Here is a 26,674-nt window from a genome sequence, read left to right on the forward strand (position 1 = left end):
CAATCCGTCATTGCCCATCGGGCGCGGCCAGGCCGGCGCCCGCATCCTCTTGCCGACTATGACCCAACCGACCCCGCTCCAACGCCCCTTCACCACCATGTCCGTGCTCGTGCGCGAGCATGCCACGCAACGCCCCGCGCAGCGCGCGCTGATGCAGGGCGAGCGCGTCATGGACTACGCCGGCCTGGACGCCGCCATGGACCGCATCGCCGCGGCGCTGGCACGCGACGGGGTACGCCCCGGCGAGGCCATCGCCATCTGCGCGACGTCCTCGATCGAATATGCGGCGGCCTACCTGGGCGCGGTACGCGCCGGCGTGGTGGTGGCGCCGCTGGCCCCGTCGTCCACAGCGGAAAGCCTGGCCGGGATGGTGGCCGATTCAGGCGCGCGCATTCTGTTCGCCGATGCCGCCGTGGCAGCAGCCCTGCAGCCCGTGCGCGACAAGCTGGCCGGCACGCCCGTGGTCACCCTCGACGGCAGCGATGCCGGGCAACCCTACGAGTCCTGGCTCGCTCCCGCCGGCACGCCGGTGACTGAGCCCGACATCCGCCCCGAGATGCCGCTGAACATCATCTACTCGTCCGGCACCACCGGCCTGCCCAAGGGCATCGTGCAGTCGCACGGCATGCGCTGGGCGCATGTGTCGCGCGGCGCCGCCACCGGCTACGGCACGCACGCGATTACGCTGCTGTCCACGCCGCTCTACTCCAACACCACGCTGGCCAGCTTCTTCCCGACCATCGGCCTGGGCGGCACGGCGATCCTGATGGCCAAGTTCAATGCCGGCGAGTACTTGGCGCTGGCGCAGCAGCATCGCGTCACCCATACGATGTTGGTGCCGGTGCAGTACCAGCGCCTGCTGGCGCATCCGGAGTTCGATCGCCACGACCTGTCATCCTTCCAGCAGAAGTTCTGCACCAGCGCACCGTTCAGCCCGGCGCTGAAGGCCGATGTGCTGCGGCGCTGGCCGGGCGGGCTGACCGAACTCTACGGCATGACCGAGGGCGGCGGCAGTTGCCTGCTGCAGGCCCACCAGTTCCCGGACAAGCTGCACACCGTCGGCCGCCCCGCGCCGGGCGCCGATATCCGCATCATCGACGACGAGGGCCGCGAGCTGCCGCCGGGCAGCGTCGGCGAAGTGGTGGGACGCTCGGCGGCGATGATGAACGGCTACCACAACCAGCCCGAGAAGACCGCGGAAACCGAATGGCGCGATGCACAGGGCAATCGCTTTATCCGCACCGGCGATATTGGCCGCTTCGACGAAGACGGCTTCCTGGTGCTGCTCGACCGCAAGAAGGACATGATCATCTCGGGCGGCTTCAACATCTACCCGAGCGATCTCGAGGCCGTGGTGCGCGAGCACCCGGCCGTCGCCGAGGTGTCGGTGGTCGGCGTGCCGTCGGAGCGCTGGGGCGAGACGCCGGTGGCCTTCGTCGCGCTGCGCGCGGGTGCCGGTGCCACGGCGCAAGACGTGCTGGCATGGGCCAACGAGCGCCTGGGCAAGACCCAGCGGCTGGCCGAAGTGCACGCGGTCGATAGCCTGCCGCGCAGTGCGATCGGCAAGGTGCTCAAGCGCGAACTGCGCGACCGGCTGGTGCAGGCCTGATCGCGCAGGTGTGACCGGACGAGACGCGCTGGGCAAAGCACAATCGAAGAAAGTTCGCGAGGGTGCTTGCGCAATTGCAAAGGCGTCTCTATAATTCGCGCCTTCGCTAGGCTCGTAGCTCAGCTGGTTAGAGCACCACCTTGACATGGTGGGGGTCGTTGGTTCGAGTCCAATCGAGCCTACCAACGCATAAAGGAAACGGACGGTACGCATTGCGCACCGTCCGTTTTTCTTTGGCGCTCGCCTGTCAGGCGCCGATGCCGAACTCTGCCAGCACCGCTTCCGTGTGCTGCCCCAGCGCAGGCGCCTCGCCTGTCGGCGCCACGGCGCCCGCCATGCCCGGCAGGTTGGCCCACGGCACCTCGCCGATCTCCGCCAGCGGCAGCCGGCCGAATACCCCCGCCTGCGCGCATTGCGGACTCTCCAGCAGGTCGCGCGCATGGCCCACGCGCCCGAACAGCACGTCATGCTCGGTCAGCAGCGCCTCCCAGTGCGCCAGCGGCTGCGCGGCCAGGGCCTGCGCCACGCGCCGGTTCAGCTCCGCCGCACGCGGCAGCCGGCCGGCGCTGCTCTGCAGTTCGGCGTCCGCCAGCCAGTCATCGAAACCCAGCAGCCGCGCCAGGCGCGCGAACATCGCGTCGTTGAGCATGCTGACGTAGAGCATGCCATCGGCGGCCGCGAACAGCCCCGTAGGCGCGTTGGCGGCGGCCAGTTCCGCATCCGGGAACATGGCATCGTCCACCATCAGGTAGGACTGCAGCGCCGCGCTGGTCTCCAGCAGCGACAGCCGCACGTGCCGGCCCTGCCTGCGGCGCGCCGCCTTGAACAAGGCGGCTGACGCATGCTGCGCCGCATAGAGGCCGGTGCTCAGGTCGACCAGGTAGAAGGCGATGCGGCGCGGCTGGCCCGCGGCGTCGCGGTTCAGGTGCATCAGCCCGCTGAAGGCCTGCACGGTGGTGTCGACCGCCGGCATCGATGCCATCGGGCCCGCATGGCCGTAGCCGGAGATCGAAACATAGACCAGCGCCGGATTGCGCGCTGCCAGCGTTTCGTAGCCCACGCCCATGCGCTCGGCCACGCCGGGCCGGAAGTTCTGGATCACCACGTCGGCCCGCTCCGCCAGGCTGGCGATTGCCGCGCGGCCGCTTTCGGTGCGCGCATCCAGCAGCACGCTTTCCTTGCCGGCGTTGCAGGCCACCGCGATCGCGGTGTGGCCGGCGCGGATGCGCCCCATCTGCCGCGACCAGTCGCCGCCCGGCGGCTCTACCTTGATCACGCGCGCGCCCTGCTGGCGCAGGATCAGCCCGCAATACGGACCGGCGATGCCCTGGCTCAGGTCGAGCACGGTAAGGCCGTCCAGCATGGCTTCGTCATTGTTGCCGGGTATCGCTTGTGCGTGCTGCATGTCGTCCTCCGCGTTTCAGATATCCAGCATGACCTTGCCGATGGCGCGGCGCGACATCGTCGTGTCCACCGCCGCCAGCCAGTCGCGCAGCGGGAAATGCTGCAGCACCGGCGGCACCAGTTCGCCGCTCGCCACCGCCTGCATGATCTGCGCGACCACCTGCTGCACCTGCGGCGCAAAGCGCTTGCGCTCGTCGGTCAGGCCCCAGCCGATGTAGTAGCCGTAGTTGAAGCCGATCAGCGACAGGTTCTTGACCAGCAGCAGGTTGGTCGGCACCTCCGGGATGCGCCCACTGGCAAACCCGATCGACAGCAGCCGCGCCCCCGGCGCCGTGCAGCGCAGCGAGGCATCGAACAGGTCCCCGCCCACCGGATCGAACACCACGTCCGCCCCGCCCGCCGGGCACAGCGCCTTGACCGATGCTGCCAGCGTGGCCGCGTCGGACGGCAGCGCATGCGCGGCACCGTTGCGCAACGCCGCCTCGCGCTTGGCCTCGGTGCTCGCGGTGGCGATCACGCGCGCGCCCATCAGGCGGCCCACCTGCACCGCCGCCGTGCCCAGCGCGCCGCTGGCGCCGTGGACCAGCATGGTCTCGCCCGGCTGCAGCGCGGCGCGCCACGCCAGCGCGGCCCAGACCGTGCCGTAGGTGACCGGCAGCGCGGCGGCGTGCGCCAGCTCCAGCCCGTCGGGTACGGGATAGACCGTGTCGGCGGTGGTCACCACTTCCTCGGCAAAGCCGCCCCAGTCCAGCGCCGCGGCCACGCGCATGCCCGGGCGCAGACGCGTGACGTCGGGCGCCACCTCGATGATCTCGCCCGCCGCCTCGGTGCCGGGCGTGAACGGCAGCGGCGGCTTGCGCTGGTACTTGCCGGAGACGAACAGGCTCAGCGCAAAGCCCACGCCTGCATGCCGCACGCGGATGCGCGCCTGCCCGGGAGCGAGCGGGCGGCGCGGGATGCGCTGCAGCTCCAGTTCGCTCCAGTGGCACCAGCGGGTGCAGACCAGTCCCAGGTAATCGTCCTCTTGCATCGGTAATCCTGTCATTCCAGCGTGATGCCGACATCGCGGATGATGCGGCTCCATTTGTCGCGGTCGCTCTTCATCACCGCGGCGAAGGCCTCCGGCGTGCCGCCTACGGGCACCAGGTTGAGGTCCTGCATTTTCTTCGCGACTTCGGGCAGGCGCACGATGCGCGCGACCTCACGCGACAGCGCCTCCACCCGCGCCTTCGGTACGCCGGCCGGGAACAGGAGGCCCATCCATGCATCCGGTTCGAAGCCCTTGTAGCCTGCCTCGCGAAAGGTCGGCACCTTGGGCAGCAGCGCCGAGCGCTCGGTGCCGGCGATCGCCACCGGGATCAGCTTGCCGCCCTGCAGCAGCGGCATCGCCGTACCGACCGCAATGAAGCCGATCTTCACGTGGCCAGCCGCCAGGTCGGTGGCCAGCGGCGCGCCGCCCTTGTAGGCGACGTGCTCCATCTGCAGTCCCGCGTCGCGCTTGAGCAGCTCGCCCAGGATATGGCCGGTGGTGCCGGCACCGTAGGAGCCGTACGGATACTTGCCGGGGTTGGCCTTGAGCAGCGCCACGAGCTCCGGCAGGGTGCGTGCCGGGAAGTCCGGCGAGACTGCCAGGATGGTCGACGAGATCGCCACCTCGCTGACCGGCGTGAAGTCGGCGATCGGATCGTAGCCGATGCGCGGGTACAGCGACGGGTTCTGCACGTGCGCGGTGAAGGTCAGCAGCGCCGTGTAGCCGTCGCGCGCAGCGCGGGCCACGTACTTGGTGCCGGTAGTGGTCCCTGCGCCCGGCTTGTTGTCGACGATGACCGGCTGGCCCCAGCTCTTGGTCAGCTCCTGCCCAATGAGCCGCGCCACCGCATCGTTCACATTGCCGGCCACCGAGGGCACCACGATGGTCAGCGGGCGCGATGGATAGGGTTCGCTGTCATTGCCGATGGAGGAATCAGTCGCGGCGACGCTGGCGGCCGCGGCTGCGGCCAGCACTACGCCGAGCATGGCGGCGCGCAGCCGCTGCAGGCAAGGGGTCAACATTGGTTCGTCTCCGGTTTGGCTCCCTTCTTTGATGACTGCCTGTGGTCGGCAGTACGCGAGGGATGCCAGCGCAGTCTAGGCCACCCGCACGCCGCCGGCGATTCCCGCCCGGCGCGAGCCAAGTCCTCGCGGGCACGGCGCAGCGCCGCATCGGCGCCTGGACACCATGGCGCTGGCGCTACAATGGCCCGCTCCACTTCCGCGCCCGCTACGCCCATGCGATTCGAGGACCTTGCAGCCTTCCTGGTAGTCAGCGAACACGGCAACCTGCACCGCGCCGCCGATACCCTCGGCATGACGCAGTCCGGCCTGTCCAAGACGCTGGCGCGGCTGGAGGGCGAGGCCGGCATGCCGCTGTTCGAGCGCACGCCGCGCGGGCTGGTGCTGACCAGCGTGGGCAAGACCCTGCTCGCGCACGCCCGCAAGATCTCGCTGGCGGCCACCGACCTGCGCAACGAGCTGGCCGAGCAACGCCTGGCGCGCGCGGGCACCGTGCGGCTGGGCGCGATTCCTTACCTGGTGCCTTCGCTGCTGTCGCCGCTACTGGCGCAGTTCTTCGTCAGCCGCCCGCTGGCGGTGTTCTCGATCGAGACTCACCTGAGTGCGCGTCTGATGGCGGTGTTGCAGAACGGCGATGCCGACCTGATCCTTGCCGCCCGCCCGGCGAGCGTGCCAGAGGACATCGACTGGCTGCCGCTGGGGCCACTGACCATGCAGATCGTCTGCCGCAGCGGCCATCCGCGCCAGGACCGCTTTCGCTCGCTGGCCGACCTGACGGAGGAGCGCTGGGCCGTGCCGGCCAGTTCGCTCTACCTGCGGCAGTGGCTGGAAGAACGGTTCACTTCGGTCGGCCTGCCACCGCCGCGCGTGGCAGTGGAAAGCACGGCCTCGCCGGTGGCCTTCGGCGAGCTGCTGCGGCATTCCGACCTGCTCGGCATCATGCCGCCGCGCATCCTGAAGCAGGCCGAAGGCCAGGGCCTGCAGGCCATCAGCGGCCCTGGCATGTCATGGCAGCACGAGCTCGCGGTGCTGTGGCGCGCCGGTGGCTACCTGTCGCCGATCTGCCAGGACTTCCGCGATGCGGTGGTGAAGTGGTGCGAAGAGACGGAGATCTGAGCGCGGCAAGGGCTCAGGGCACCCACCAGTAGCGGGTGATATGGAAAAACACCGGCGCGGCGAAAACGACCGAGTCGAGCCGATCGAGCATGCCGCCGTGGCCCTGGATCATGTGGCCCCAGTCCTTGATGCCGCGGTCGCGCTTGATCGCTGACATCACCAGTCCGCCCAGGAAGCCCATCAGCGCGATCACCAGCGCGATCGCCCCGGCCTGCCACGGCGAGAACGGCGTGATCCACGAAAGCGCCGCGCCCAGCGCGGTGGCGCTGGCCACGCCTCCGACAAAGCCTTCGACGGTCTTGGATGGCGACAGCAGCGGCGCGATCTTGCGCTTGCCGCACAGCTTGCCCCACACGTACTGCAGCACGTCGCTGCCCTGCACCACGATCACCAGGAAGGCGATCAGCAGCAGGTTGCGGCCCTCGAAGCCCGGGATCGGCAGCGTCAGCAGCGCCGGCACGTGCGAGATGCAGAACACGCAGATCATCACCGCCCACTGCACCCCGGCGCAGCGCTCCAGGAAGCGCGTGGTCTCGGACGACAGCGCCGCCAGGATCGGCAGGATCAGGAAGGCGTAGACCGGGATCAGGATCGAGAACATGCCGTACCAGTCGATATAGACCAGCACGTACTGCAACGGCAGGAACACGAAGAACGCGGCGACGATGGCGCGATGGTCGCCGCGCCGCGTGTTGATGATGGTGACGAACTCGCGCAGTGCGAAGAACGACAGCAGAAAGAACAGCACGATCACCGCGGTTCGGCCCAGCGCGAAGGCCACGCCCATGACGCCGATCATCCACCACCACGCCTCGACCCGCTGCGCCAGGTTGTCGATCACCGCGTGCTGGCCGCCGCCCGCCACGCGCCAGCGCAGCAGCGCGGTCACAGTCGAGGCCAGCATCAGCACGCCGAACAGGCCGCCGAACAGCAGCCAGGTCTCGTGGCTCCAATGGAGAGTCGGCATGGTCATCACTCCAGTTCCGGGGCAAGCGACAGCAGGCCGTCGCGGCAGCGGGCAAGGAAGTCTTCCTTGCCCTCGCCGTCGGCCACCAGCACAGGCTGGCCGAAGGTCACGGTGCACAGCAGCGGCACCGGCACGACCTCGCCCTTGGGCATGACGCGGTTGAGGTTGTCGATCCAGACCGGCACGAACTCCACCGCCGGGCAGGCGCGCGCCAGGTGGTAGATGCCGCTCTTGAACGGCAGCAGGCGCGCATCGGTGGTGTTGCGCGTGCCTTCGGGAAACAGGATCAGCGAGTCGCCACCTTCCAGCGCGCCCCGCATCAGCGCCACCGGGTCGCAACCGGGATCGCTGCGGGTGCGGTCGATCAGCAGCGCGCGGAACACGTCGCGGCCGATAAAGCGCCGCAGCGGCGAGCAGTCCCAGTAATCGGCGCCGGCCACCGGGCGCGTGCCCGTGCGCAGGTCGGGCGGCAGGGAACCCCAGATCAGCACGAAGTCGCCGTGGCTGCTGTGGTTGGCAAAGTAGACGCGCTGCACCGCGGCCGGGATGCAGCCCTGCCAGTTGGCGCGCATGCCGGTCAGCAACCGGGCAAAGACGATGATGGCGCGCGCGGTGGCGCGGGCAAGCCACATGGTGTTACCTCAGGATCAAAATCAGCAAGGTGAGCGCGAGCTGGGCCGCGGCCAGCGCGGCGCTTGCGCGCACCAGCCGCATGGCGCCGCGGGCGCGTTCGGGCAGCGGGCGGCCGGCGCGCTGCGTGGTGAGCCAGCCCAGCTCGATCAACGCGGTGTCGAGCGCGGCCAAGTCGGGCGACCCGTAGTGGCTTGCGGCCGTGGCGAGCGCGTCGAACAGCCGCCGGTCGATCGCCACGCGCAGCAGCAGCCACAGCTGCGCCAGCGCTAGCAGCAACGGCGCGGCAGCCAGCGCACGCGGCGCCTGTGCGGTCACCGCCAGCCAGGCCGAGGCCATGGCAAAAGCAAGCCCTGCCAGACCGATCCACATCGCGCCCGACAACGCGCCGGCCACGGCATGGGCGATCCACGCGTCGGTATTGTCGCGGCGGATACTGTCGATGGGATCAGCGCGCATCGCCGGCCTCCGGCACAGGGGGATGGTCGAGCCAGCGCTGCAGCGCCTCGGCATGCTCGCGCCCGAGCACGACCGCGGGCCGGTGCGCACGCAGCGCGGCCAATGCCGCGTCGGCGTTGCGCAGCCCCTGCCGGCGCGCCAGCCATGCGGCCGCCACCAGCGCGCTGCGCGAGTAGCCGAGCGCGCAGCTCACCAGCACACGACGGCCCTGCGTCTGCCAGGCTTGGAGCTGGGCCACGGCCTGCTCCAGTTGCCCTGGCGTGGGCACGGTCAGGTCCAGCACCGGCACGCAGCGGTAGGCCAGCGCCGCATCGGTGGCGGCGCGCGGCAGTTCGGCGCTCAGGTCGAGCACGGCATCGGCGCCAAGCGTGCGCAGCTCGGCATCGGTCGGGAAGCGGCCGACCCAGACGCCATCGGCGATCGGGCTTGGCTGCGGCGCGCGCCGCGTCCACCAGCGGGAATTGAGGAAGGCGCCGAGCAGGTAAGGCGCAAGCACCCAGCACGCGGCGGGCGCCATCGTGCCATCGCCCGCCTTCTGGAACCAGGCGGGCGCCCCCAACGCGTAGACCCGCGCGACGCAGGCCAGTGCCAGCGCGCCCCACAGCAGCAGGAACGCCAGCGTCACGGATTTGCCCAGTGCCAGCAGCGCACACAGCAACGCCACCACCGCCCCGAGCGCGTAGCGGCGCGCCATCTGGCGCGTGCGCGCATCAGGCCCGCCTGCAGCGACCGCCGGCAGCTGCAGCGGGAACAGGTAGACGCACAGCCAGCCGACCAGCGCCCCGGTAGGCACGTCGATCAGGTGATGCTGCCAGGTCGTCAGCACCGAAACGCCGATCAGCGCGAACCAGCCGTGCAGCACCCAGCGCCAGCCGCCGCGCAGGTGTGTCGCGAAGGCGACCCACAGGATCACCATCAGGCTGACATGCAGCGACGGCGCCTGGTTGAACGGCAGGTCGAAACCGCCCAGCAGCGTGAACAGCTCGCCGGGCAGCCCGTCGGCCGGTGGCCGGGCAAAGGCAAAGCGCAGCGGGAAGGCGATAAAGCACGCCACCGAGACCAGCTGTGCCATCAGCAGCCGCTTGACGTGCGTGAGCAGCGCCGCCCGCGTGCGCCACAGGAAGAAGGAAATGCCGTACAGCAGGTCAATCGACCAGTACGGCACGATGGTCCACGGCAAGAACGGAATGCCCCGCTCCCATTCGAAGTAGAACGAAGGCACGTGTGCGCGCTGGCTCGCCAGCCAGTTGGCAAAGCCGTAGCTGGAGAAGAACAGCGCGCCGGCACCAGCCAGCAGCAGGCAAGCCAGCGCCCAGGGGCGCTCGCCTGCCGGCGCATCGGTCGCTGCGTCGGCGGGCAGCGTGCTCATGCGCCGCGCCTGCGCGCCAGGCTGACGGTAAAGATGCCCCAGGGGTCGACGCGCTGGGTCACCTTGTCGAAGCCTGCCGCGCGCACCAGTTCGTCCATCTCGGCCTGCGAACGGCGGCGCATCACCCAGGCGGCACCGGCGCGGTGGCTGGTCAGCGCGCGTGCGATGAACTCCAGCTGCGGGTGCCAGGGCTGGCCGGTATAGACCAGGTAGCCGCCGGGCGGCACCGAACGCGCCAGGCCGTCGAGCGATCGGCGCACCGGCGCGTTCTCGGGGAACAGCTCGTACAGGCCGGACACCACGGCCAGCGTCGGCGCCGGCGTCAGCTCGGCCAGGCTGTCGCCGTCGAAGGCGTCGCCCTGCTCGAAGCGGGCAATGCCGCCCAGGCCCTTGGCAGCAATCAACGCCCTGCCCCGCTCGACGTTCAGCGCGCTGTAGTCGCGCAACAGGATCGACTCGACCGCGGCTGCGCCGCCATCAAGCCCTGCCAGCGCCTCAAGCACATAGCGCCCGTGCCCGGCGGCGATATCGACCATCCGCACCGGCATGCCGGCCGCCTGCAAGCGCCGCACGGCGTCGGCGATCAGCGCCTCGGCGTGGACCTTGCGCTGGCGGATGCCGCGCCAGCCGATCGCGTCCAGGTACTGCCGATCCGCCAGCCGGCCCGGCTTGCCGCGGCCCGATGGCGTGTTGCGGTAAACGTAGTCGAGCGTCGAGCCCGAGTCGAAGCCGGTTTCATGGCCCAGCCGCACGCCGTCCGAGAACAGCCCGCCGAGCTTCAGGTTGGCCCGCGCCGCGCGCCAGTACCACGCGGCCAGCCCGGATGGCGCCGAGGCCAGCCGGTCCGACTCCTCGCGGAACGGGCCGATCTGGTCCGCATCGAGCAGCGAGCGCGGTGCCGACGGCGTCTCGAACTCGCGCACGATAAAGCGCCGTGCGGCATCGACCGCCAGCTTGCGGTCACGCTCGCCCAAGGTGTCGTGGTAGAAGCCGTCGAGCACGATCCGCTCCTTGGTGCGCGACCCCAGCCGCTCGTAGAAACGGTCCTGCGGTCCGCGGTGCACGACCCAGTCGGCGCCCGAGATCAGCAGCTGCGTCGGCACCGTGATCGCCGCGGCATCGGCCACGATGCGTTCCGCGGTCTCGTACAGGTCCAGCAGGATATTGACGGCGATCGGGCGCGTGATCAGCGGATCGCTGTCGTAGCTGGCGATGCGCTCCGGATCGTGCGTCAGGAATTTGGCCTTGACGTAGCTGTTGACGAAGAACTTGCCGCGCACGCGCTGCATCAGCTTCAGCCCGGGCCGCGCAAACGGCACGTAGAGCTTGACCTTGAACGCCGGCGAGGCCAGCACCAGCGCGCGGATCGGCGGCGCGTAGTCGTGCACCCAGGTGGACGCCAACACAGCGCCCACGCTCTGCGCGACCACCGCCATCCGTTCCAGCGGGATGCCATGGACCTCGGCGATATGCCCGGTGAAGGTCTGGATATCGCGCACGGAATCGGCCAGGCTGGGGCTGTAGCCGCGCTCGCCCGGCGAGCGCCCATGGCCGCGCGCATCCCACGCGAAGATGTCGTAGCCTGGCAGGTTGAGCTCGTCGGCCAGGTGCGCAACGCGCCCGGAATGTTCGTGGCCGCGGTGGAACAGCACCACTGCGCCGCGCGCTGGGCCCTCCACCGCCGGCCAGTGCCGGTAGAACAGTGCCTGGCCATCGTGGGTCTGGAATTGCCGCTCCAGCGGCTGGCGGCTCGACAGTCGGTCCATGCGCTTACTCCGCGGTGCGGGCGCGGGCCTCGGCAACGCCGCGACGCACCCGGTTGGCAATGGTGAACAACGACAGCAGCGACAGCGCCAGCCACAGCCAGGAAGCGACCGCGCCGAAGCCCAGCCCCAGGCCGGCCCACAGCGCGATCGCGCCGACCGCGAAGGCGCGGTCGCTCTTGCCCAGCGGGCCGTCGTAGCGGCGGCTGGCACCGGCCAGCGGGCCGATCAGGCCGGTGGCCTCGACCATCACCGCCAGCAGCGCGAAGGTGCCAACCTGCCCCAGCCCGAACGCCGGCAGCGCGGCCAGCGGCAGGACCAGCGCCAGGTCCGAGACGATATCGCCGAGTTCATTCAGGTAGGCGCCCAGCGCACTCTGCTGGCCGTGCTCGCGCGCCAGCATGCCGTCGATGGCGTTGAGCGCCATGCGCAGGAACAGCCAGAGGGGAAACAGCAGGAACAGCGTGGACGTCTCGGCCACCAACGCGCCCACCGCGGCCAGCGCGCCGATGGCCAGCGAGCCTGCCGCCGCGGCCACGGTCACCTGGTTGGCGGTGGCACCGCGCTGGGCCAGGTCCTGCACCACCGGGCGCAGCATCGCCTGGAATCTGGGCTTGAGTTCGTAGAGCGTCATCGCGCCGGCCTCCCTGCCGGGGTGGTGCCGGAAGCGGCGCCGAGCGCCAGGCGGGAGCGGCGCATGGCACTGCGCCGTGGCGAGCCGGGACCCCTTCCGTGCTTATTCCTGGTATTGCAATCGCTTGTCCTGCAATCGCCTGGCGACGGCTGTGCCTGGCTCGGCACTCCACCGTCAAAGGCGAGACATTATCAGAAGTGACATTAATGGTGAATCGAACATTTCCGACCGCCGCGCGCTGGCGCAGGCAACGCCCGGCGGGGGGCGCCCCTGGCAGTATCAAGCCGCGGCGATCGCGCTGCGCACCGCGTCCGAGGTCTGCGCCACCACGCCGTCGCGCCAGTCGTCGGCATCGCCGTAGAACGCCTGCCACATCGCCTGGCGCACCAGCGCGCGCTGGTTCTCGTCAGCCTCCGGGTGGCGGTACAGCCAGTGGTCGCCACGCAGCGCGTCGAGCACCTCGCCCACCGGCAGCGTGCCGAATTCCAGCGCGATGCCGGCATAGTCCACGCCGGGCAGTGTCTGCGGCACCGCCTGCCAGGCCAGCCCGGTCAGTGCGGCCGAGGTCGACGAGCCATCGTAGATGGAGGTCACCCGCGCGCCCCAGATCGCGCGCGTGTGCGCGATCGACTCAGGCGTATCCGGGCCCATCTGGATGGGTTCGCCATAGCCCCGCGGACCCAGCCCGGTGTGCACGTCGATCCAGCGCAGCGCCTGGCGCCCGGCGCCGAAGCGCGCCAGGATGCGGCACATCGTGTAGTTGCTCCAGGTCGCCTTGGTGCCGCCGAAGAACATCCCGTCCGGGTCCTGGTACTGGCCGCCGCTGAGCGCGGCCTGGTACCAGGGCATGCCGCGCTCGGCCACGGCCTTCATCAGCTGCGCCTGTTCGGCGTCGGACGGCGGCCACTGCGGCGGCAGCAGCAACGGCGCGATCTCGGCATAGGGCGCGTTATACGGCAGCGGCTGGGTGAAGTCCATGAAGTTGCGGTTCAGGTCGACGTTGTCTTCGTTGACCCGGCGCAGGTGGGAAAAGCCGTAGGGATTGACGGCATGCACCAGCAGCAGGCAGGTGTCACCGGTGGCGCAAGCGGCAAGCAGGTCGGTGTCGTGCAACATCGACACTTGCGCACCCGAGCCGGCAAAGCCCTCGGCGCCGTGGATGCCGGAGGTCACCATCAGGCAATGGGGGGCTTCGGGCGAGCCCGCCAGCGCCACGTCGATCGCCAGGTCCTCACCGGCGCTGCCGCGGCGGGTGGGATGCGGGAATTGCGCCAGCCCGGCCCCGGCCGTGCGCGCGGCGTCGAGGAACTTCTGGCGGGCTTCGGCATAGCTGCGCGAAAAATGGCTCATGGCGTGACCGGCGGAAGGCGATGCAGGCATTAGACGCCATTCGGCCGATCTTGCCAACCGCGAGCCAACTGCGGCCAACCGCGGCTAGAACAGCGAGTCGGAGCGGTCGCCGGGGCGGCTATCGGAGCGGTTCTGGGACGGGGCCGCCGGCTCTGCGTCAGACCCTGGCCCCCAGATGCCCGGGGAGCTAAATGCCTGCGCATGCATCTCGATCCCGCCGGCGGCAAGCTGGCTGGCGGACAGCACCAGGTGGCGCGCCAGCCAGTCGTGCAGGCCGCGCAGGAAGCGGATGTTGCCAACGCTGTTGGAGGCGGCGATCAGCCGCTCCAGCTTCACGTGTGCCGTATAGACATCCAGCAGGTTGGTGGCGCGCAGCCGTGGCGGCGTGGTCGGGCTGCGCTCGATCGCCAGGATGCGGCGCACCTGCGGCGCGGCGAGATCGCCGGTGCGCAGGTACTGTTCATAGACGGGGTCGAGCGCCGGGAAGCGCACGGTCGGCTGCACGCGCGGCACCGAGGCCACCTTTTCCATGCGCAGCACGAGGTAGCGGATCGCGGCGGCGCGCTCGGCAGTTGCCGTTTCCGCCGCGCTGGGGCGGCGGCGCACGCCGGCAGGCACCGGCTCGGGCAAAGCGCTGCGCGGCACCACGTCGCGTTCGGTGTAGTCCGGCACCTGCAGCAGCAGGCCGGGATGGGGCACCGCAGCGCGGGCACAGTCTTCGCCGAACGGGTGCTCGTGCCCGGCGGCGTCGCGCAGGATATAGGCCTGCCCGGCCGCAAAGCCGTGGTGCCGGCGGCTGTTGCCGCGCGCATGGCAGCGCGTGGCGGGGTCGACGAAGTCCTTGCGTACGGGGATCCAGCCCCCGTCAGTTGCCTGGGTCATGCGTGGGGTAAAGCCTTGGGTATTGCTCGAACCCGCCATTGTCGCCGATCCGCGGGCCGCCCCCCGGAAAACTGCCCTGCCCGACCTTACTTCAGCATGAACGACATCGCCGACAGGCAGTTCAGCATGCGGATTGCCGCCTGCACCGTATCGGCCTGGAAGCACAGCGTGACGCCGTCGCGGCGCTCGAGCGCGGGCCACTGGCAGAACAGGTCCGCATGGGCTGGCGTGAGCGTCTGCAGCCGGCAGGTCACGGGCGTGCTCATGCGCAGGCATTCCGCTTGCGCACGATCACGCACCGCCTCAGCCGCGGCAGCCGCGATCGCTTCGCGCGCAGCCGCCGGCGACAGCGTGGTGCCGCTGCCAAAGCCGCCAGCCGACTTGGTCTCGACATAGCGCACCCACGGCATCAGCGCATGGGTCTCCTGCACGAAGACGTCGTCGCCGCTGGCCATCAGCACCGGCACGCCAAACTCGCCGGCGAGCGCGCCATACAGGCCCGCCTCGCCCACCTCCTTGTCGTTGAGCCAGACCCGCGCAAACGCGCCGCTGTTGATGGTGTGCGCCAGCACACCGCGGCTCTGCGCGCGGCCGTGGTAGCCGATCATCAGCACGCCGTCGGCGGCGGCTTCGACGCCGGCCATCATGCCGAGATAGCGCGGCTTGCCCAGCACCAGCCGCGCGCGCGCATCGATCTGGTCCGGCAGCAGGTTGCGGAAACCGCCGTGCGAATCGTTGACCAGCACTTCGGTGGCCCCGCCGGCAAAGGCGCCCGCGACGGCGGCATTGGCCTCGCCGGTCATCCAGGCGCGGGCGCGTTCGTATTCGCCGTTGCCGGGACGGGTCTGTTCAGCGTGGAAGACGCCGGCCACGCCTTCGATATCGGTGGAAATCAGGATCTTCATCAGGCGGTCTTACCCAGTTCAGGCATCACGTCCAGCAGCGCGCGACGGCAATGGCCGTCGCGGCCTTGTACCGTTGCGGCGTGCCACAAGGCATGCAGGATGGCTTGCTCGACGCTGTCGGCCGCGGCGCGGAACAGCGGGTCGAGCCTGGTTTCGTGCAGCATGGCGACGGCCGGCATGGGCTGGTCGGCCTGGTGCGGCACGGTATAGGCGGTGGAGAATGCGAGCGCGATATCGCCCGAGCCGTGCCCGAACACCGAGCCGGTGCGGGCCAGCCCTGCACCCGCGCGCAGCGACAGGCGACGCAGCTGGCGCGCGTCCAGCGGCGCGTCGGTGGCCAGGATCATGATGATCGAGCCTTTTTCCGGCTGCGCCGTGGTGTCGGCTTGCGCCAGCCGCTTCACGAGTTCCGGCCCCAGCAGCTGTCCGCCCACGGTCAGCGACTCCGGCGTGCCGAAATTAGCCAGCACCAGCGCGCCCACGCAATAGCCGTCCGCCATCCGCGACGCCGTGCCAATGCCGCCCTTGACGCCGAACGACGACATGCCGCGCCCGGCCCCGACCGCGCCCTGCGCGATGTCCTGGCCGGCGCCGGCGAGCGCGGCATCGTAGTGGCGGCCCTCCACGGCCATGCGCTGGATATCGTTCAGGTAGCCGTCATTGCATTCGAACACGAGCGGATTGACGGTGGGCAGTGCGCGGCCAATTTCAGGGTTGGCGGCCACCGCCGCGCGGATCTGCGCCTGCGCCACGGCGCCGACCGAGAAGGTGTTGGTGAGCGCAACCGGGGTTTCCAGCACGCCCAGCTCGTCCACCTGCACCAGCCCCACGCTCTTGCCGAAGCCGTTGAGCACGGTCGCCGCCGCCGGCACCTTGTCGCAATAGGGATCGCCGGCGTGCGGCCGGATCACGGTGACGCCGGTCTGCACGGCATCCTGCGCCAGTGTGCAGTGGCCGACCGTCACGCCTGCCACGTCGGCGATGCTGTCCGATGGCCCCGCGGGCAGGCCGCCGATGCGCGGCATCGATGTATGCATGGCTCAGCGCCGGTCGATCTTGGGATCGAGCGCGTCGCGCAAGCCATCGCCAAGCAGGTTGAACGCCAGCACCGTCAGGAAGATCGCCAGGCTCGGGAAGATCGCCACGTGCGGCGCGGTCACCATGTCGGCGCGCGCTTCGTTAAGCATCGCACCCCACTCCGGCGTGGGCGGCTGCGCACCCAGGCCAAGGAACGACAGGCTGGCCGCGGTGATGATCGAGGTGCCGATGCGCATCGAGAAATACACCACGATCGACGACACCGTGCCCGGCAGGATATGGCGCATCAGGATGGTCCAGTCCGACGCGCCGATGCTGCGTGCAGCCTCGATGTAGGTCAGCCGCTTGAGCATCAGCGTATTGCCGCGCACCAGCCGCGCGAAAGCGGGGATGCTGAAGATGGCCACGGCGAAGATCACATTGGTCATGCCGTTGCCGAGGATCGCCACGATGCCGATCGCCAGCAGGATGCCCGGGAAAGCGAAGAGCACGTCGGAAATGCGCATCACGATGCGGTCCCACCAGCCTTCGTAGTAGCCCGCTAGCAGGCCCAGCACGGTGCCGATCAGCGCGCCGATGATCACCGACAGGAAGCCCGCCGCCAGCGAGATGCGCGCGCCGGCCAGGATGCGGCTGAAGATATCACGCCCGAGCGAATCGACTCCCATCCAGTGCGCGGCCGACGGGCCGGCGTTGAGCGCGTCGTAGTCGAAGAAATTCTCCGGGTCGTACGGCACGATATGCGGCGCCACGATGGCAATCACCACCAGCACCAGCACGAACGCACCGGCGCCCAGCGCCAGGTGCTGTTTGCGGAATTTGCGCCAGAACTCGGTCCAGGGCGTGCGCACGGCCTCCGGCACGGGGGCGGTGGCGGGTGCCGCTTCACTTGCGGCGGGCGTGGAAAGCTCAGTCATGCCGGCCTCACTTGTAGCGGATGGTTGGGTTGATCACGGTGTAGAGCATGTCCACCACCAGGTTGATCAGGATGAATTCGAGCGAGAACAGCAGCACCTCGGCCTGGATCACCGGGTAGTCGCGCATCTCGACGGCATCGACCAGCAGGCGCCCCAGGCCCGGCCAGTTGAACACCTTCTCGACCACGATCGAGCCGCCCAGCAGGAAGCCGAACTGCAGACCCATCATCGTCACCACCGGGATCATGGCGTTGCGCAGGCCGTGCTTGGCCACCACCAGCGTCTCGCGCACGCCCTTGGCGCGGGCGGTGCGGATAAAGTCTTCCTGCAAGACCTCGACGAACGAGGCCCGGGTGAAGCGCGCCATCACCGCCGCCACTGCGGCGCCCAGCGTGATCGACGGCAACACATAGTGCTTCCAGGTGTCGGCGCCGATCGACGGCAGCCAGCCCAGCTGCACCGAAAACACCTCCATCAGCAGCATGCCCAGCGCGAAGGCGGGAAACGAAATCCCCGACACCGCCAGCGTCATGCCGAAGCGGTCCGGCCAGCGGTTGCGCCACACGGCCGAGCCGATGCCGATCGCCATGCCGAACACCACCGCCCAGGCCATCGACGCCACTGTCAGCAGCAGCGTGGGCATGAACCGGTCGCCGATCTCCTCGCTCACCGGGCGCTTGGTGCGCAGCGAATGGCCGAACTCGCCGCGGACCGCATTGGAGAAGAAGTTGACGAACTGCTCGTGCATGGGCCGGTCCAGCCCAAGGTCCTTGCGCACCAGTTCGACCGTGGCCGAGTCGGCCTCCGGGCCCGCCGCCAGCCGCGCGGGATCGCCCGGCAGCAGGTGGACGAACAGGAACACCAGCACTGCCACGATCAGCAGCGTGGGGATCACGCCCAGCACACGTTTGAGGAAGTAATTCAGCATGACACACCAAGAGGAAAGGCCGCGGGCCGCCCGCCTGCGAACCCCGCGTCGCGGGCAGGCGGCCGTCTGTCGGCTTACTGCTTTACTGCTTACTGCTCTGGGATGGGATAGCGTGGATCGGGCGCCTGGGTACTGCCGCCGCCCGACCATCTACCCATTACTGCTTGATATCGATCTCGTCGAAATTGAACGAGCCGTCCGGCATCACGTACGCGCCGGTCAGCCGCTTGCTGCGTGCGAACAGCACCTTTTCGGTCACCAGGAAGGCCCACGGCGCATCCTTCCAGATGCGTTCCTGCGCGTCCTTGTACAGGCGCGCCTTCTCGCCACGATCGGTGGTGCGCAGCGCGCCGGCGATATCGGCGTCGACCTGGTCGTTCTTGTAGTACGCGGTGTTCAGCAGCTTGGGCGGCATCGACTCGGAAGCCAGCAGCGGACGCAGCGCCCAGTCCGATTCACCGGTCGACGACGACCAGCCCACGTAGTAGATGCGTACGCCGGCGTCTTCCGGCTTCTGCACGCTCTCCACCTTCTCCACGCGCTGGCCGGCTTCGAGCGCCTGCACCGAGGCCTTGATGCCGACCTGCTGCAGCTGCTGCTGCACAAACTGGATCACCTTCTGCGCGGTGGTGTGGTTGTAGGCCGACCACAGCGTGGTCTCGAACCCGTTCGGGTAGCCGGCTTCCTTCAGCAGCGCGCGCGCCTTGGCCGGGTCATACGGCCACGGGCCCAGCTTCTCCGCAAAGTCCACGCCCGGCGGCACCACGCCCTCGGACGGCACGGCGTAGCCGGCAAAGGCGACCTTGGCCAGCGCGTCCTTGTTGATCGCGTAGTTGATGGCCTGGCGCACCTTGGGATCGTTGAACGGCTTGACCATGGTGTTCATGGACAGGTAGCGCTGGATGATCGACGGCGCCGAGATCAGTTCGACCTTGGGGCTGTTCTTCAGCACGGCGGCCTGCTCGAACGGGATGCTGAAGGCAAAATCAGCCTCGCCGGTCTGCATGATCGCCGCGCGCGTGTTGTTGTCGACCACCGGCTTCCAGGTGATGGTGTCGATCTTGGGGTAGCCGGTCTTCCAGTAGCCGGCGAACTTCTTGCCCTTCAGGTGATCGGGCTGCTTCCACTCGACGAACTCGAACGGGCCGGTGCCGACCGGGTGGAAGGCGATGTCCTTGCCGTACTTCTGCAGCGCGGCCGGCGAGATCATCACCGCCGACGGATGCGCCAGCACGTTGATGAACGGCGAGAACGGCTCTTTCAGCGTGACCTTGACGGTATTGGCATCGACCACGTCAGTCTTGGCGACACGGTTGAACAGCGTGTAGCGCTTGAGCTTGTTGGCCGGGTTGGTGACGCGGTCCAGGTTGGCCTTGACGGCGGCGGCATCGAACGTGGTGCCGTCGTGGAACTTGATGCCCTTCTTCAGCTTGAAGGTGTAGGTCAGGCCATCCTTGCTGACGTCGTAGCTGTCGGCCAGCACGTTGACCAGCTTCATGTCCTTGTCCAGGCCGAACAGCCCTTGGTAGAAGGACTTGCTGGCCGCCTGCGACAGCGTGTCGTTCGAGTCGTACGGATCGAGCGAGGTGAAGGTGGAATACACCGCCATCACGGCATCCTTGGCCGCGAAGGCCGGGGCCGAAGCCAGCATGCCCAGCGCGCCGGCGGCAAAGGCACCGGCCATCCATCGGGGCAAAACCATACGTGCAGACATCGTCGAATCTCCTTGGTAACTTCTTGACTTCGAGGACTTCAATAAGCGCCGCCGACGGCATGCCGGGCGACATAGTGGCCGAGCGACCCGCTGCCGGCGACCTGGACCAGCGGCTGCACCACCGGTTCGTCGCCGACCACGCGGATCGGGCTGGGGATCTCGTCGTTCAGCGGCTCGCGCCGCAGGTGGCGCCGCGCCGGGTCGGCGATCGGCACCGCCGACATCAGCTTCTTCGTGTACGGGTGCTGCGGGTTCTCGAAGATCGCGCGGCGCGGGCCGATCTCGACGATCTGGCCCAGGTACATCACCGCCACGCGGTGGCTCACGCGCTCCACCACCGCCATGTCGTGCGAGATAAACAGGAAGGCGATGCCAAGCTCGCGCTGCAGGTCCAGCATCAGGTTGACGATCTGCGCCTGGATCGACACGTCCAGCGCGGACACCGATTCATCGGCCACCACCACCTTGGGGTTCAGCGCCAGCGCGCGCGCAATGCAGATGCGCTGGCGCTGGCCGCCGGAGAACTCGTGCGGATAGCGCGCCGCGTGCGAGGGGTCCAGCCCCACCTTGTCGAGCAGCCAGGCCACGCGCTGCTCGGCCTCCTTGCCGCTGGCGACCTTGTGCACCAGCAGCGGCTCCATGATCGAATAGCCCACCGGCACGCGCGGATCGAGCGAGGCGAACGGGTCCTGGAAGATGAACTGGATATTGCGGCGCAGGGTCTGCAGCGCCGGCCCTTCCAGCTTGCTGATGTTCTGCCCGGCGAACTCGATCGTGCCGCTCTGGCTTTCCACCAGGCGCAGCAGCGAGCGGCCCGTAGTGGACTTGCCGCAGCCGGACTCTCCCACCAGCGCCAGCGTCTCGCCGGGATAGAGGTCGAAGCTGACCTTCTCGACCGCATGCACGCGCCGCGTGACGCGGCCAAACAGCCCGCCGGGCACGTCGAAGCGCGTCACCAGGTCCTGCACGCGCAGGATCGGCGCGACGCCAGGCGTCACAGTGTCCTGCGGCGCGACCGGCTCGGCGTTGGCGCTGTCCAGGCGCAGTAGCGGGAACTTGGCCGGCAGGTCGGTGCCGCTCATCGCGCCCAGCCGCGGCACCGCCGACAGCAGCGCGCGCGTATACGGATGCGCAGGCGCACGGAACACATCGTCCGAACTGCCCTCTTCCACCTTCTCGCCGCGGTACATCACCAGCACGCGGTCGGCCACCTCGGCCACCACGCCCATATCGTGGGTGATGAAGACCACGCCCATATGCATCTCGGCCTGCAGGCTGCGGATCAGCTGCAGGATCTCGGCCTGGATGGTCACGTCCAGTGCCGTGGTCGGCTCGTCGGCGATCAGGAGCGCCGGCTTGCACGACAGCGCCATCGCGATCATCACGCGCTGGCGCATGCCGCCCGAGAGCTGGTGCGGATAGCGCTCCAGCACGCGGCGCGCCTCGGGGATGCGCACCAGCTCCAGCATGCGCAGCGCCTCGGCGCGCGCCGCGGCGCGGCTCTTGCCCTGGTGCAGCCGGATCGATTCGGCGATCTGCTCGCCCACGGGGAACACCGGGTTGAGCGAGGTCATCGGCTCCTGGAAGATCATGGCCACGTCGGCGCCGCGCACGCTGCGCAGCGTGGCGTTATCCGCGCGCGCCAGGTCGAGCACCTCGCCGCCGCGCCGGCGCAGCGCCATGCTGCCGGAGACGATCTTGCCGCCGCCATGTTCGACCAGGCGCATCAGCGCCAGCGACGTGACCGACTTGCCAGAGCCCGACTCGCCCACCACCGCCAGCGTCTCGCCGCGGTCGACATGGAAAGACAGGTTGCGCACCGCCTCGACGGTGCGCTCGGACGTGGCAAAGCGCACGGTCAGCCCGTTCACCGAGACGACGCGCTCGGGCGGCAGTGCGGTGCCGGATGCGGAAGCGTGCGATTGCGCAGGGGTAGTGGCCACTGGAACTCCTTGTATTGCTGCTTGATGCTCGGACTTGCTGGTGCGGTGCAGGTCAGCCGTAGATTGACACGTTCACTGCCTCGCCCACCCGGGCGAAACCCCGATACATGCCTTCGGTGTTGAACGGCAGCGTGACGTTGCCGGCGCGGTCCACCGCGATCAGGCCGCCGCGGCCGTTGATGGCGCGCAGTTTTTCCATCACCACGCGCCGGGCCGAATCCTCGAGCGACAGGCCGGCGTAGCGCATCTGCGCAGAGACGTCGTACGCGGCCACGGTGCGGATGAACATCTCGCCGGTGCCGGTCGCCGACACGGCCGCGACCTCATCGGCATAGCAGCCCGCGCCGATCACCGGCGTATCGCCAACGCGGCCCACGCGCTTGTTGGTTACGCCGCCGGTGGAGGTGGCAGCGGCCAGGTTGCCCCGGCTGTCGCACGCGACCGCGCCGACGGTGCCGAACTTGCTGTCGGGATCGATCGGATCGGCCGCGCCGGCCTTGCCCTGCGCGGCCAGCGCGGCGGCGTCGTGGTCGAGCAGCGCCATGCCTGCGGTGCTGCGGGCGCGCTGCCACTGATCGTGGCGAGCCTGCGTGAAGTAGTAGTCCGGCGCCACCAGTTCCAGGCCCTGCGCTTCGGCAAATGCCTCGGCGCCGGCGCCGGCAAAGAGCACGTGCTCGCTGTGATCCAGCACCGCGCGCGCGGCCAGCACCGGATTGCGCAGGCGCGTGACGCAGGCCACCGCGCCGGCATCGAGCGTGGCGCCGTCCATCACCGCGGCGTCCAGTTCAAAGGTGCCGGCATGGGTCAGCACGGCGCCCTTGCCCGCGTTGAACAGCGGGCACTCTTCCAGCAGGCGCACGGCCTCGGTGACGGCGTCGAGCGCGCTGCCGCCATCGGCCAGGATGCGCTGGCCGGCTCGCAGCACGTGTTGCAGCGCCTCGGTGTATTCGCGTTCGCGTGCGGGGTCCATCGCGGCGCGGGTGATGGTGCCGGCGCCGCCGTGGATGGCAATGACTGGTTGATGCATGAGAGGGCTCAGGACTTCTGGGTGTGAGGGGAACGGCGGCGCGTGGCGCCGGCCTTGGCTTCGATGGGCTGTGCTGCGTCGTCGTGGGCGGCGAGCTCGGTCCGATTGGCGCGGTCCGCACGCTGCGCGCGTTCGACGCCCGCGGCGCCGTACAGCCACGGCAGCAGGAATTCGGTCATTTCGGCGGCGGCCTTGACCGGCCGCTCGGCCCGGTGCGCCACCGCGCCGCACAGCGCTTCGATCAGCGCCAGCACGGTGGCATCGGAATTGGCCGACAGCCGGTTGGCCGCCTGCGCGTACAGCGCGATATCGGCGATCGGCGCCAGCGGCGAGGTCGGCCCGTCGGTCAGCGCCAGCAACTGGCCGCCGTGCGCCTTGGCACGCTGGGCGAGCTCGACCGAGTCGGCAACATAGCGCGGGAAGGCGATCACGATCAGCAGGTCGCTCGGCTGCAGCTTGAACAGTTGGCGCGCCGCATGCGAGGCGCCGCCGGCGCCCGCCACCGAGGTCACCATGCGGCAATGCATTTCCAGCCCGTGCTGCAGCAGGCCGGCGAGGAAGCCACTGGCACCAAAACCCGCTACGTACACGCGCTGCGCCCCCAGGATCGCCGAGACCGCGCGCTCGCAGGCTGCGGCATCGATGCCGCGCCGCGTGGCTTCGGCATTGGCGGCGGCGTCTTCCAGCGAGGCGGCGAACACCTCGGCCGCGGTCGCGGGCCGCTCCAGCTCGCTGCGCAGCCGCTCCACCGGGGCCAGCGTGGCCTCGTAGCCGCGCACCAGCTCGGCCCGGAACTGCGGATAGCCGTCAAATCCCAGCGCCCGCGCAAAGCGGTTGGCCGTGGCAACCGATACCTCCACCGCCGCCGCGAACTCGTCGATGCGCATCGTCGCCGCGCGGAACAGGTTGGCCAGCACGTATTCCGCCATGCGGCGGTGTGCCGGCGTCAGCGTCGGCAGGCTGCGCGCGATGCGCTCGGAGATGGAATGGCCGTTGGTGGGCATGCGTGATGGGTGAGGAAAATGCGCGGCTACATCATGAAAATGAATTTACACTCAACCAAACCCAAAGAAAATAGAGTTTTGCCAGACCGAGGGTAATCCCTAGGCGCACGGACGTGCCCGGCACCGCGCAGGTGCACGACCGGCACCGTTTCGGAAGCGTTTTCACATCTGCGGGCATGGGCCCGCACCGGAAACGCTACAATGCCGGCCAACGCAGCAAACCCGCTGCTGCCCGCTTTTCTCCGCGTTTTTCCGTTCTTCTTTCAGACGTTTCCCCAACTCGTGATCCGAATCGACCAGCTTGTCCTCCAGCGCGGCACCAAGGTGCTGTTCGACCACACCAGCGTGACGCTCAACCCGGGTGAGCGCGTGGGCCTTGTCGGCGCCAACGGCAGCGGCAAGTCGACGCTGTTCGCGCTGCTGCGTGGCGAACTGCATCCGGACGGGGGCGATGTCAGCGTGCCGGCGCAGTGGCGCGTCGCCCATGTGGCGCAGGAAACACCGGCGGTGGATCGCAGCGCGGTGGACTACGTGATCGACGGCGACACGCGTCTGCGCACGATCGAAGCCGCCATCGCCGCCGCACAGGGCACCGGCGACGGCAGCGCCGAGGGCGAGGCCCACGCCGAGTTTGCCGACGCCGACGGCTACACCGCCCCGGCGCGCGCCGAGGCGCTGCTGCTGGGCCTGGGCTTCACGCTGGCGCAGGTGACGCAGCCGGTGGCATCGTTCTCCGGCGGGTGGCGCATGCGCCTGAATCTGGCGCAGGCGCTGATGTGCCCGTCCGATCTGCTGCTGCTCGACGAACCCACCAACCACCTGGACCTGGACGCCATCGTCTGGCTGGAAGACTGGCTGGCACGCTACCCGGGCACGCTGGTGATGATTTCGCACGACCGCGAGTTCCTCGACGCGATCTGCAACGTCACCGTGCATATCGAAAACCAGCAGCTGCGCCGCTACGGCGGCAACTACACGCTGTTCGAGACGTTGCGCCTGCAGCAGATGGCGCAACAACAGGCCGCCTACGTGCGCCAACAGAAGGAAATCGCGCACCTGGAATCGTTCATCACGCGCTTCAAGGCCAAGGCCACCAAGGCGCGGCAGGCGCAGAGCCGGGTCAAGGCGCTGGAGAAGATGGAACGGCTGGCGCCGGTGCACGTGGCTTCCGGCTTCGCCTTCGAGTTCCGCGAGCCCGACGCCGCGCCCAACCCGATGATGGTGCTCGACGGCGTCGACTGCGGCTATGCCGAGGCCGACCCGCCCGTGACCATCCTGCACAACCTGGCGCTGTCGATCCAGAACGGCCAGCGCATCGGCCTGCTCGGCGCCAACGGCCAGGGCAAGTCGACACTGGTCAAAACCCTGGCCGGCACGCAGGATCCGCTCACCGGCAAGCTGCGCCTGGGCAAGGGCCTGCAGATCGGCTACTTCGCCCAGCACCAGTTGGAGACGTTGCGCGACCACGACTCGCCGCTGCAGCACCTGGCGCGCCTGGCGCCCGACACCCGCGAGCAGGAACTGCGCGACTTCCTCGGCAGCTTCAACTTCCGCGGGGATATGGCCACCTCGCCGATCGAGCCTTTCTCCGGCGGCGAGAAAGCGCGGCTGGCGCTGTCGCTGATCGTCTGGCAGAAGCCCAACCTGCTGCTGCTGGACGAACCGACCAACCACCTGGACCTCGATACCCGCGAGGCGCTGACGATGGCGCTGGCCCAGTTTGAAGGCACGCTGATTTTGGTTTCGCATGACCGGCATCTGTTGCGCGCCACCGCCGACCAGTTCATGCTGGTGGCCGACGGCACCATCAAGCCCTTTGACGGCGACCTGGACGACTATCGCGACTGGCTGCTGCAGCAGGCCGCCGCCAAGCGCAACGCCGCGGTGGCCGCGCACCAGGCGGAGAACGGTGACGCCGCCGCCTCCATCAATCGCAAGGACCAGCGCCGCGCTGAAGCGGACGAGCGCCAGCGGCTGTCGGCACTGCGCAAGCCGTTGACGAAAGAACTGGAGAAAGTCGAGAAGCGCATGGCCGTGCTACAGACGGCCAAGGCGGAAATCGACCAGTTCATGGCCGACGAAACGAGCTATGCCGAAGCCAACAAGGCCAGGCTGATGGAGATGCTCAAGCGCCAGGGCGAGGTCAATAGCGAGTTGGAGACTCTGGAAGAGAAGTGGCTGGAGTTGCAGGAGCAGATCGAGCAGATTGCGTGAGGGGTCTGACGCAATCAATCGAAAGCCTTCAAACCAGCGCCTGTTTGCTTCCCTCTCCCGCATGCGGGAGAGGGCAGGCGCATGGCAAGCATCGAAACGCCTCACTTCGTGGAGGCTCCCGCCCTCTCCCCCGCCCCTCTCCCATAAATGGGAGAGGGGTGCAAACAGCCAGCGTCGAGCAGCGCAGCAGAAAAAACCGGCGCCCATGGCGCCGGTTCTCTATTCCGTTGTCCGCGAAGTTCAGCGGAAATTCTTCTCCCGCCGAATCAACCCCACCGCCAACGTCAGCGTCAGCACAAACAGCCAGATCAACGACCACGCCGGCACCGACAGCCCCAGCACCGGCGGCAGCGGCGCAGCGCACAGGCCATCGGCATAGAACACCTGCGGCAACACCTTGGCCGTCGGCAACGCATTGACCCAGTTCTCCAGCGGATCGATGCCGCAGCTGGCCTTGGGATTGAGCAGCAGCGACACGTGGTAAACCGCCACCGCAATGCCGGCGATGCCGGACAGCATGCCCAGCCCCTGCCACAGCGAGCGCGTATTCTGCGCCACCACGGCCAGCAGCGAGAAGATGCCGATGCCGATAAAGGCAAAGCGCTGCATCACGCAGAGCGGACAAGGCTGGTAGCCCTTTTCAAACTGCAGGTAGAGCGCAACGCCGACCAGGCCGAAGGAAACGAGGGCGATCAGCAGGAAATAGGCACGTGAGTTGGCTTGCATAGATGGTGATCAGGTGTTCCGGT

Annotated in this window: 23 protein-coding genes and 1 tRNA gene; 4 read left to right on the plus strand and 20 right to left on the minus strand. The window is 68.8% G+C overall.

Annotated elements, in window-relative coordinates; genetic code table 11:
- Positions 1-58: 58 nt before the first annotated feature.
- Together K307_RS36650 and K307_RS36655 are read left to right on the plus strand one after the other, a co-directional pair.
- Positions 59-1,609, plus strand: a complete 1,551-nt coding sequence (locus tag K307_RS36650) for a class I adenylate-forming enzyme family protein (RefSeq protein ID WP_042887885.1) — start codon at positions 59-61, stop codon at positions 1,607-1,609.
- Positions 1,610-1,717: 108 nt separating this feature from the next.
- Positions 1,718-1,794, plus strand: a tRNA-Val gene (locus K307_RS36655).
- Between the two features lie 62 nt (positions 1,795-1,856).
- On the opposite strand, the gene K307_RS36660 is transcribed toward K307_RS36655, so the two are convergent.
- From K307_RS36660 to K307_RS36670, 3 genes are read right to left on the minus strand one after another with little or no spacing between them, the layout of a single operon-like run.
- The gene (locus K307_RS36660; protein WP_042885990.1) at positions 1,857-3,014 is read right to left on the minus strand and encodes a CaiB/BaiF CoA transferase family protein; all 1,158 of its coding nucleotides are present in this window, start codon (positions 3,012-3,014) and stop codon (positions 1,857-1,859) included.
- A gap of 15 nt (positions 3,015-3,029) precedes the next feature.
- On the minus strand, positions 3,030-4,043 hold the full coding sequence (locus K307_RS36665; RefSeq protein WP_042885993.1) for an NADPH:quinone oxidoreductase family protein: 1,014 nt from the start codon (positions 4,041-4,043) through the stop codon (positions 3,030-3,032).
- Between the two features lie 11 nt (positions 4,044-4,054).
- Positions 4,055-5,065, minus strand: a complete 1,011-nt coding sequence (locus K307_RS36670; RefSeq protein ID WP_042885994.1) for a tripartite tricarboxylate transporter substrate binding protein — start codon at positions 5,063-5,065, stop codon at positions 4,055-4,057.
- 216 nt (positions 5,066-5,281) lie between these two features.
- Here K307_RS36670 and K307_RS36675 point away from each other — a divergent pair, with 216 nt between their 5' ends.
- Positions 5,282-6,181 (plus strand): LysR family transcriptional regulator, encoded by a 900-nt coding sequence (locus K307_RS36675; RefSeq protein ID WP_042885996.1) that lies wholly within the window; start codon positions 5,282-5,284, stop codon positions 6,179-6,181.
- Between the two features lie 13 nt (positions 6,182-6,194).
- On the opposite strand, the gene K307_RS36680 is transcribed toward K307_RS36675, so the two are convergent.
- The 16 genes from K307_RS36680 to K307_RS36755 all read right to left on the minus strand — a co-directional run bounded on the left by K307_RS36680 (position 6,195) and on the right by K307_RS36755 (position 23,711).
- Entirely contained in the window at positions 6,195-7,148 is a 954-nt protein-coding gene (locus K307_RS36680) for a phosphatidate cytidylyltransferase (RefSeq protein ID WP_080745446.1), read from the minus strand.
- A gap of 5 nt (positions 7,149-7,153) precedes the next feature.
- Positions 7,154-7,780 carry a lysophospholipid acyltransferase family protein gene (locus K307_RS36685; protein WP_042885999.1) on the minus strand — a complete coding sequence of 209 codons (627 nt, stop codon included), beginning with the start codon at positions 7,778-7,780 and terminating at the stop codon, positions 7,154-7,156.
- A gap of 4 nt (positions 7,781-7,784) precedes the next feature.
- Positions 7,785-8,237: a hypothetical protein gene (locus tag K307_RS36690; RefSeq protein WP_051975337.1), complete on the minus strand. Its 453-nt coding sequence runs from the start codon at positions 8,235-8,237 to the stop codon at positions 7,785-7,787.
- Positions 8,227-9,606, minus strand: coding sequence for a phosphatase PAP2/dual specificity phosphatase family protein (locus K307_RS36695; RefSeq protein ID WP_042886000.1), 1,380 nt, complete (start codon positions 9,604-9,606; stop codon positions 8,227-8,229). The genes K307_RS36690 and K307_RS36695 overlap by 11 nt, the downstream gene beginning before the upstream one ends.
- Positions 9,603-11,372 (minus strand): bifunctional alpha/beta hydrolase/class I SAM-dependent methyltransferase, encoded by a 1,770-nt coding sequence (locus K307_RS36700; protein ID WP_042886002.1) that lies wholly within the window; start codon positions 11,370-11,372, stop codon positions 9,603-9,605. The genes K307_RS36695 and K307_RS36700 overlap by 4 nt, the downstream gene beginning before the upstream one ends.
- 4 nt (positions 11,373-11,376) lie before the next feature.
- Positions 11,377-12,003 carry a CDP-alcohol phosphatidyltransferase family protein gene (locus tag K307_RS36705; RefSeq protein WP_042886004.1) on the minus strand — a complete coding sequence of 209 codons (627 nt, stop codon included), beginning with the start codon at positions 12,001-12,003 and terminating at the stop codon, positions 11,377-11,379.
- A gap of 279 nt (positions 12,004-12,282) precedes the next feature.
- The gene (locus K307_RS36710) at positions 12,283-13,353 is read right to left on the minus strand and encodes a M14 family metallopeptidase (protein ID WP_042886006.1); all 1,071 of its coding nucleotides are present in this window, start codon (positions 13,351-13,353) and stop codon (positions 12,283-12,285) included.
- A gap of 84 nt (positions 13,354-13,437) precedes the next feature.
- Positions 13,438-14,235, minus strand: a complete 798-nt coding sequence (locus K307_RS36715; protein WP_042886008.1) for a hypothetical protein — start codon at positions 14,233-14,235, stop codon at positions 13,438-13,440.
- 86 nt (positions 14,236-14,321) lie between these two features.
- Positions 14,322-15,140: a M55 family metallopeptidase gene (locus tag K307_RS36720; protein ID WP_042886010.1), complete on the minus strand. Its 819-nt coding sequence runs from the start codon at positions 15,138-15,140 to the stop codon at positions 14,322-14,324.
- Positions 15,140-16,177: a P1 family peptidase gene (locus K307_RS36725; RefSeq protein ID WP_042886011.1), complete on the minus strand. Its 1,038-nt coding sequence runs from the start codon at positions 16,175-16,177 to the stop codon at positions 15,140-15,142. Before K307_RS36725 ends, K307_RS36720 begins: the two co-directional genes overlap by 1 nt.
- 3 nt (positions 16,178-16,180) lie before the next feature.
- On the minus strand, positions 16,181-17,095 hold the full coding sequence (gene gsiD, locus K307_RS36730; protein WP_013956996.1) for a glutathione ABC transporter permease GsiD: 915 nt from the start codon (positions 17,093-17,095) through the stop codon (positions 16,181-16,183).
- A gap of 7 nt (positions 17,096-17,102) precedes the next feature.
- Positions 17,103-18,023 (minus strand): glutathione ABC transporter permease GsiC, encoded by a 921-nt coding sequence (gene gsiC, locus K307_RS36735; RefSeq protein ID WP_042886012.1) that lies wholly within the window; start codon positions 18,021-18,023, stop codon positions 17,103-17,105.
- A 157-nt stretch (positions 18,024-18,180) separates the two neighbouring features.
- Positions 18,181-19,737, minus strand: coding sequence for a glutathione ABC transporter substrate-binding protein GsiB (gsiB, locus tag K307_RS36740; RefSeq protein WP_042886013.1), 1,557 nt, complete (start codon positions 19,735-19,737; stop codon positions 18,181-18,183).
- A gap of 38 nt (positions 19,738-19,775) precedes the next feature.
- Positions 19,776-21,680, minus strand: coding sequence for a dipeptide ABC transporter ATP-binding protein (locus K307_RS36745; protein ID WP_051975338.1), 1,905 nt, complete (start codon positions 21,678-21,680; stop codon positions 19,776-19,778).
- Between the two features lie 52 nt (positions 21,681-21,732).
- Positions 21,733-22,707 carry an isoaspartyl peptidase/L-asparaginase family protein gene (locus tag K307_RS36750; protein WP_042886014.1) on the minus strand — a complete coding sequence of 325 codons (975 nt, stop codon included), beginning with the start codon at positions 22,705-22,707 and terminating at the stop codon, positions 21,733-21,735.
- Positions 22,708-22,715: 8 nt separating this feature from the next.
- The gene (locus K307_RS36755; RefSeq protein ID WP_042886016.1) at positions 22,716-23,711 is read right to left on the minus strand and encodes a MurR/RpiR family transcriptional regulator; all 996 of its coding nucleotides are present in this window, start codon (positions 23,709-23,711) and stop codon (positions 22,716-22,718) included.
- A gap of 282 nt (positions 23,712-23,993) precedes the next feature.
- On the opposite strand from K307_RS36755, the gene K307_RS36760 reads away from it, so the two are divergent.
- Positions 23,994-25,925, plus strand: a complete 1,932-nt coding sequence (locus K307_RS36760) for an ATP-binding cassette domain-containing protein (RefSeq protein WP_042887888.1) — start codon at positions 23,994-23,996, stop codon at positions 25,923-25,925.
- Positions 25,926-26,165: 240 nt separating this feature from the next.
- Here K307_RS36760 and K307_RS36765 read toward each other — a convergent pair whose 3' ends face one another.
- Positions 26,166-26,651: a disulfide bond formation protein B gene (locus K307_RS36765; protein ID WP_042886017.1), complete on the minus strand. Its 486-nt coding sequence runs from the start codon at positions 26,649-26,651 to the stop codon at positions 26,166-26,168.
- Positions 26,652-26,674: the final 23 nt, after the last annotated feature.

It is taken from the genome of Cupriavidus necator A5-1, assembly GCF_000744095.1.
Classification (GTDB): Bacteria; Pseudomonadota; Gammaproteobacteria; order Burkholderiales; family Burkholderiaceae; genus Cupriavidus; species Cupriavidus necator_A.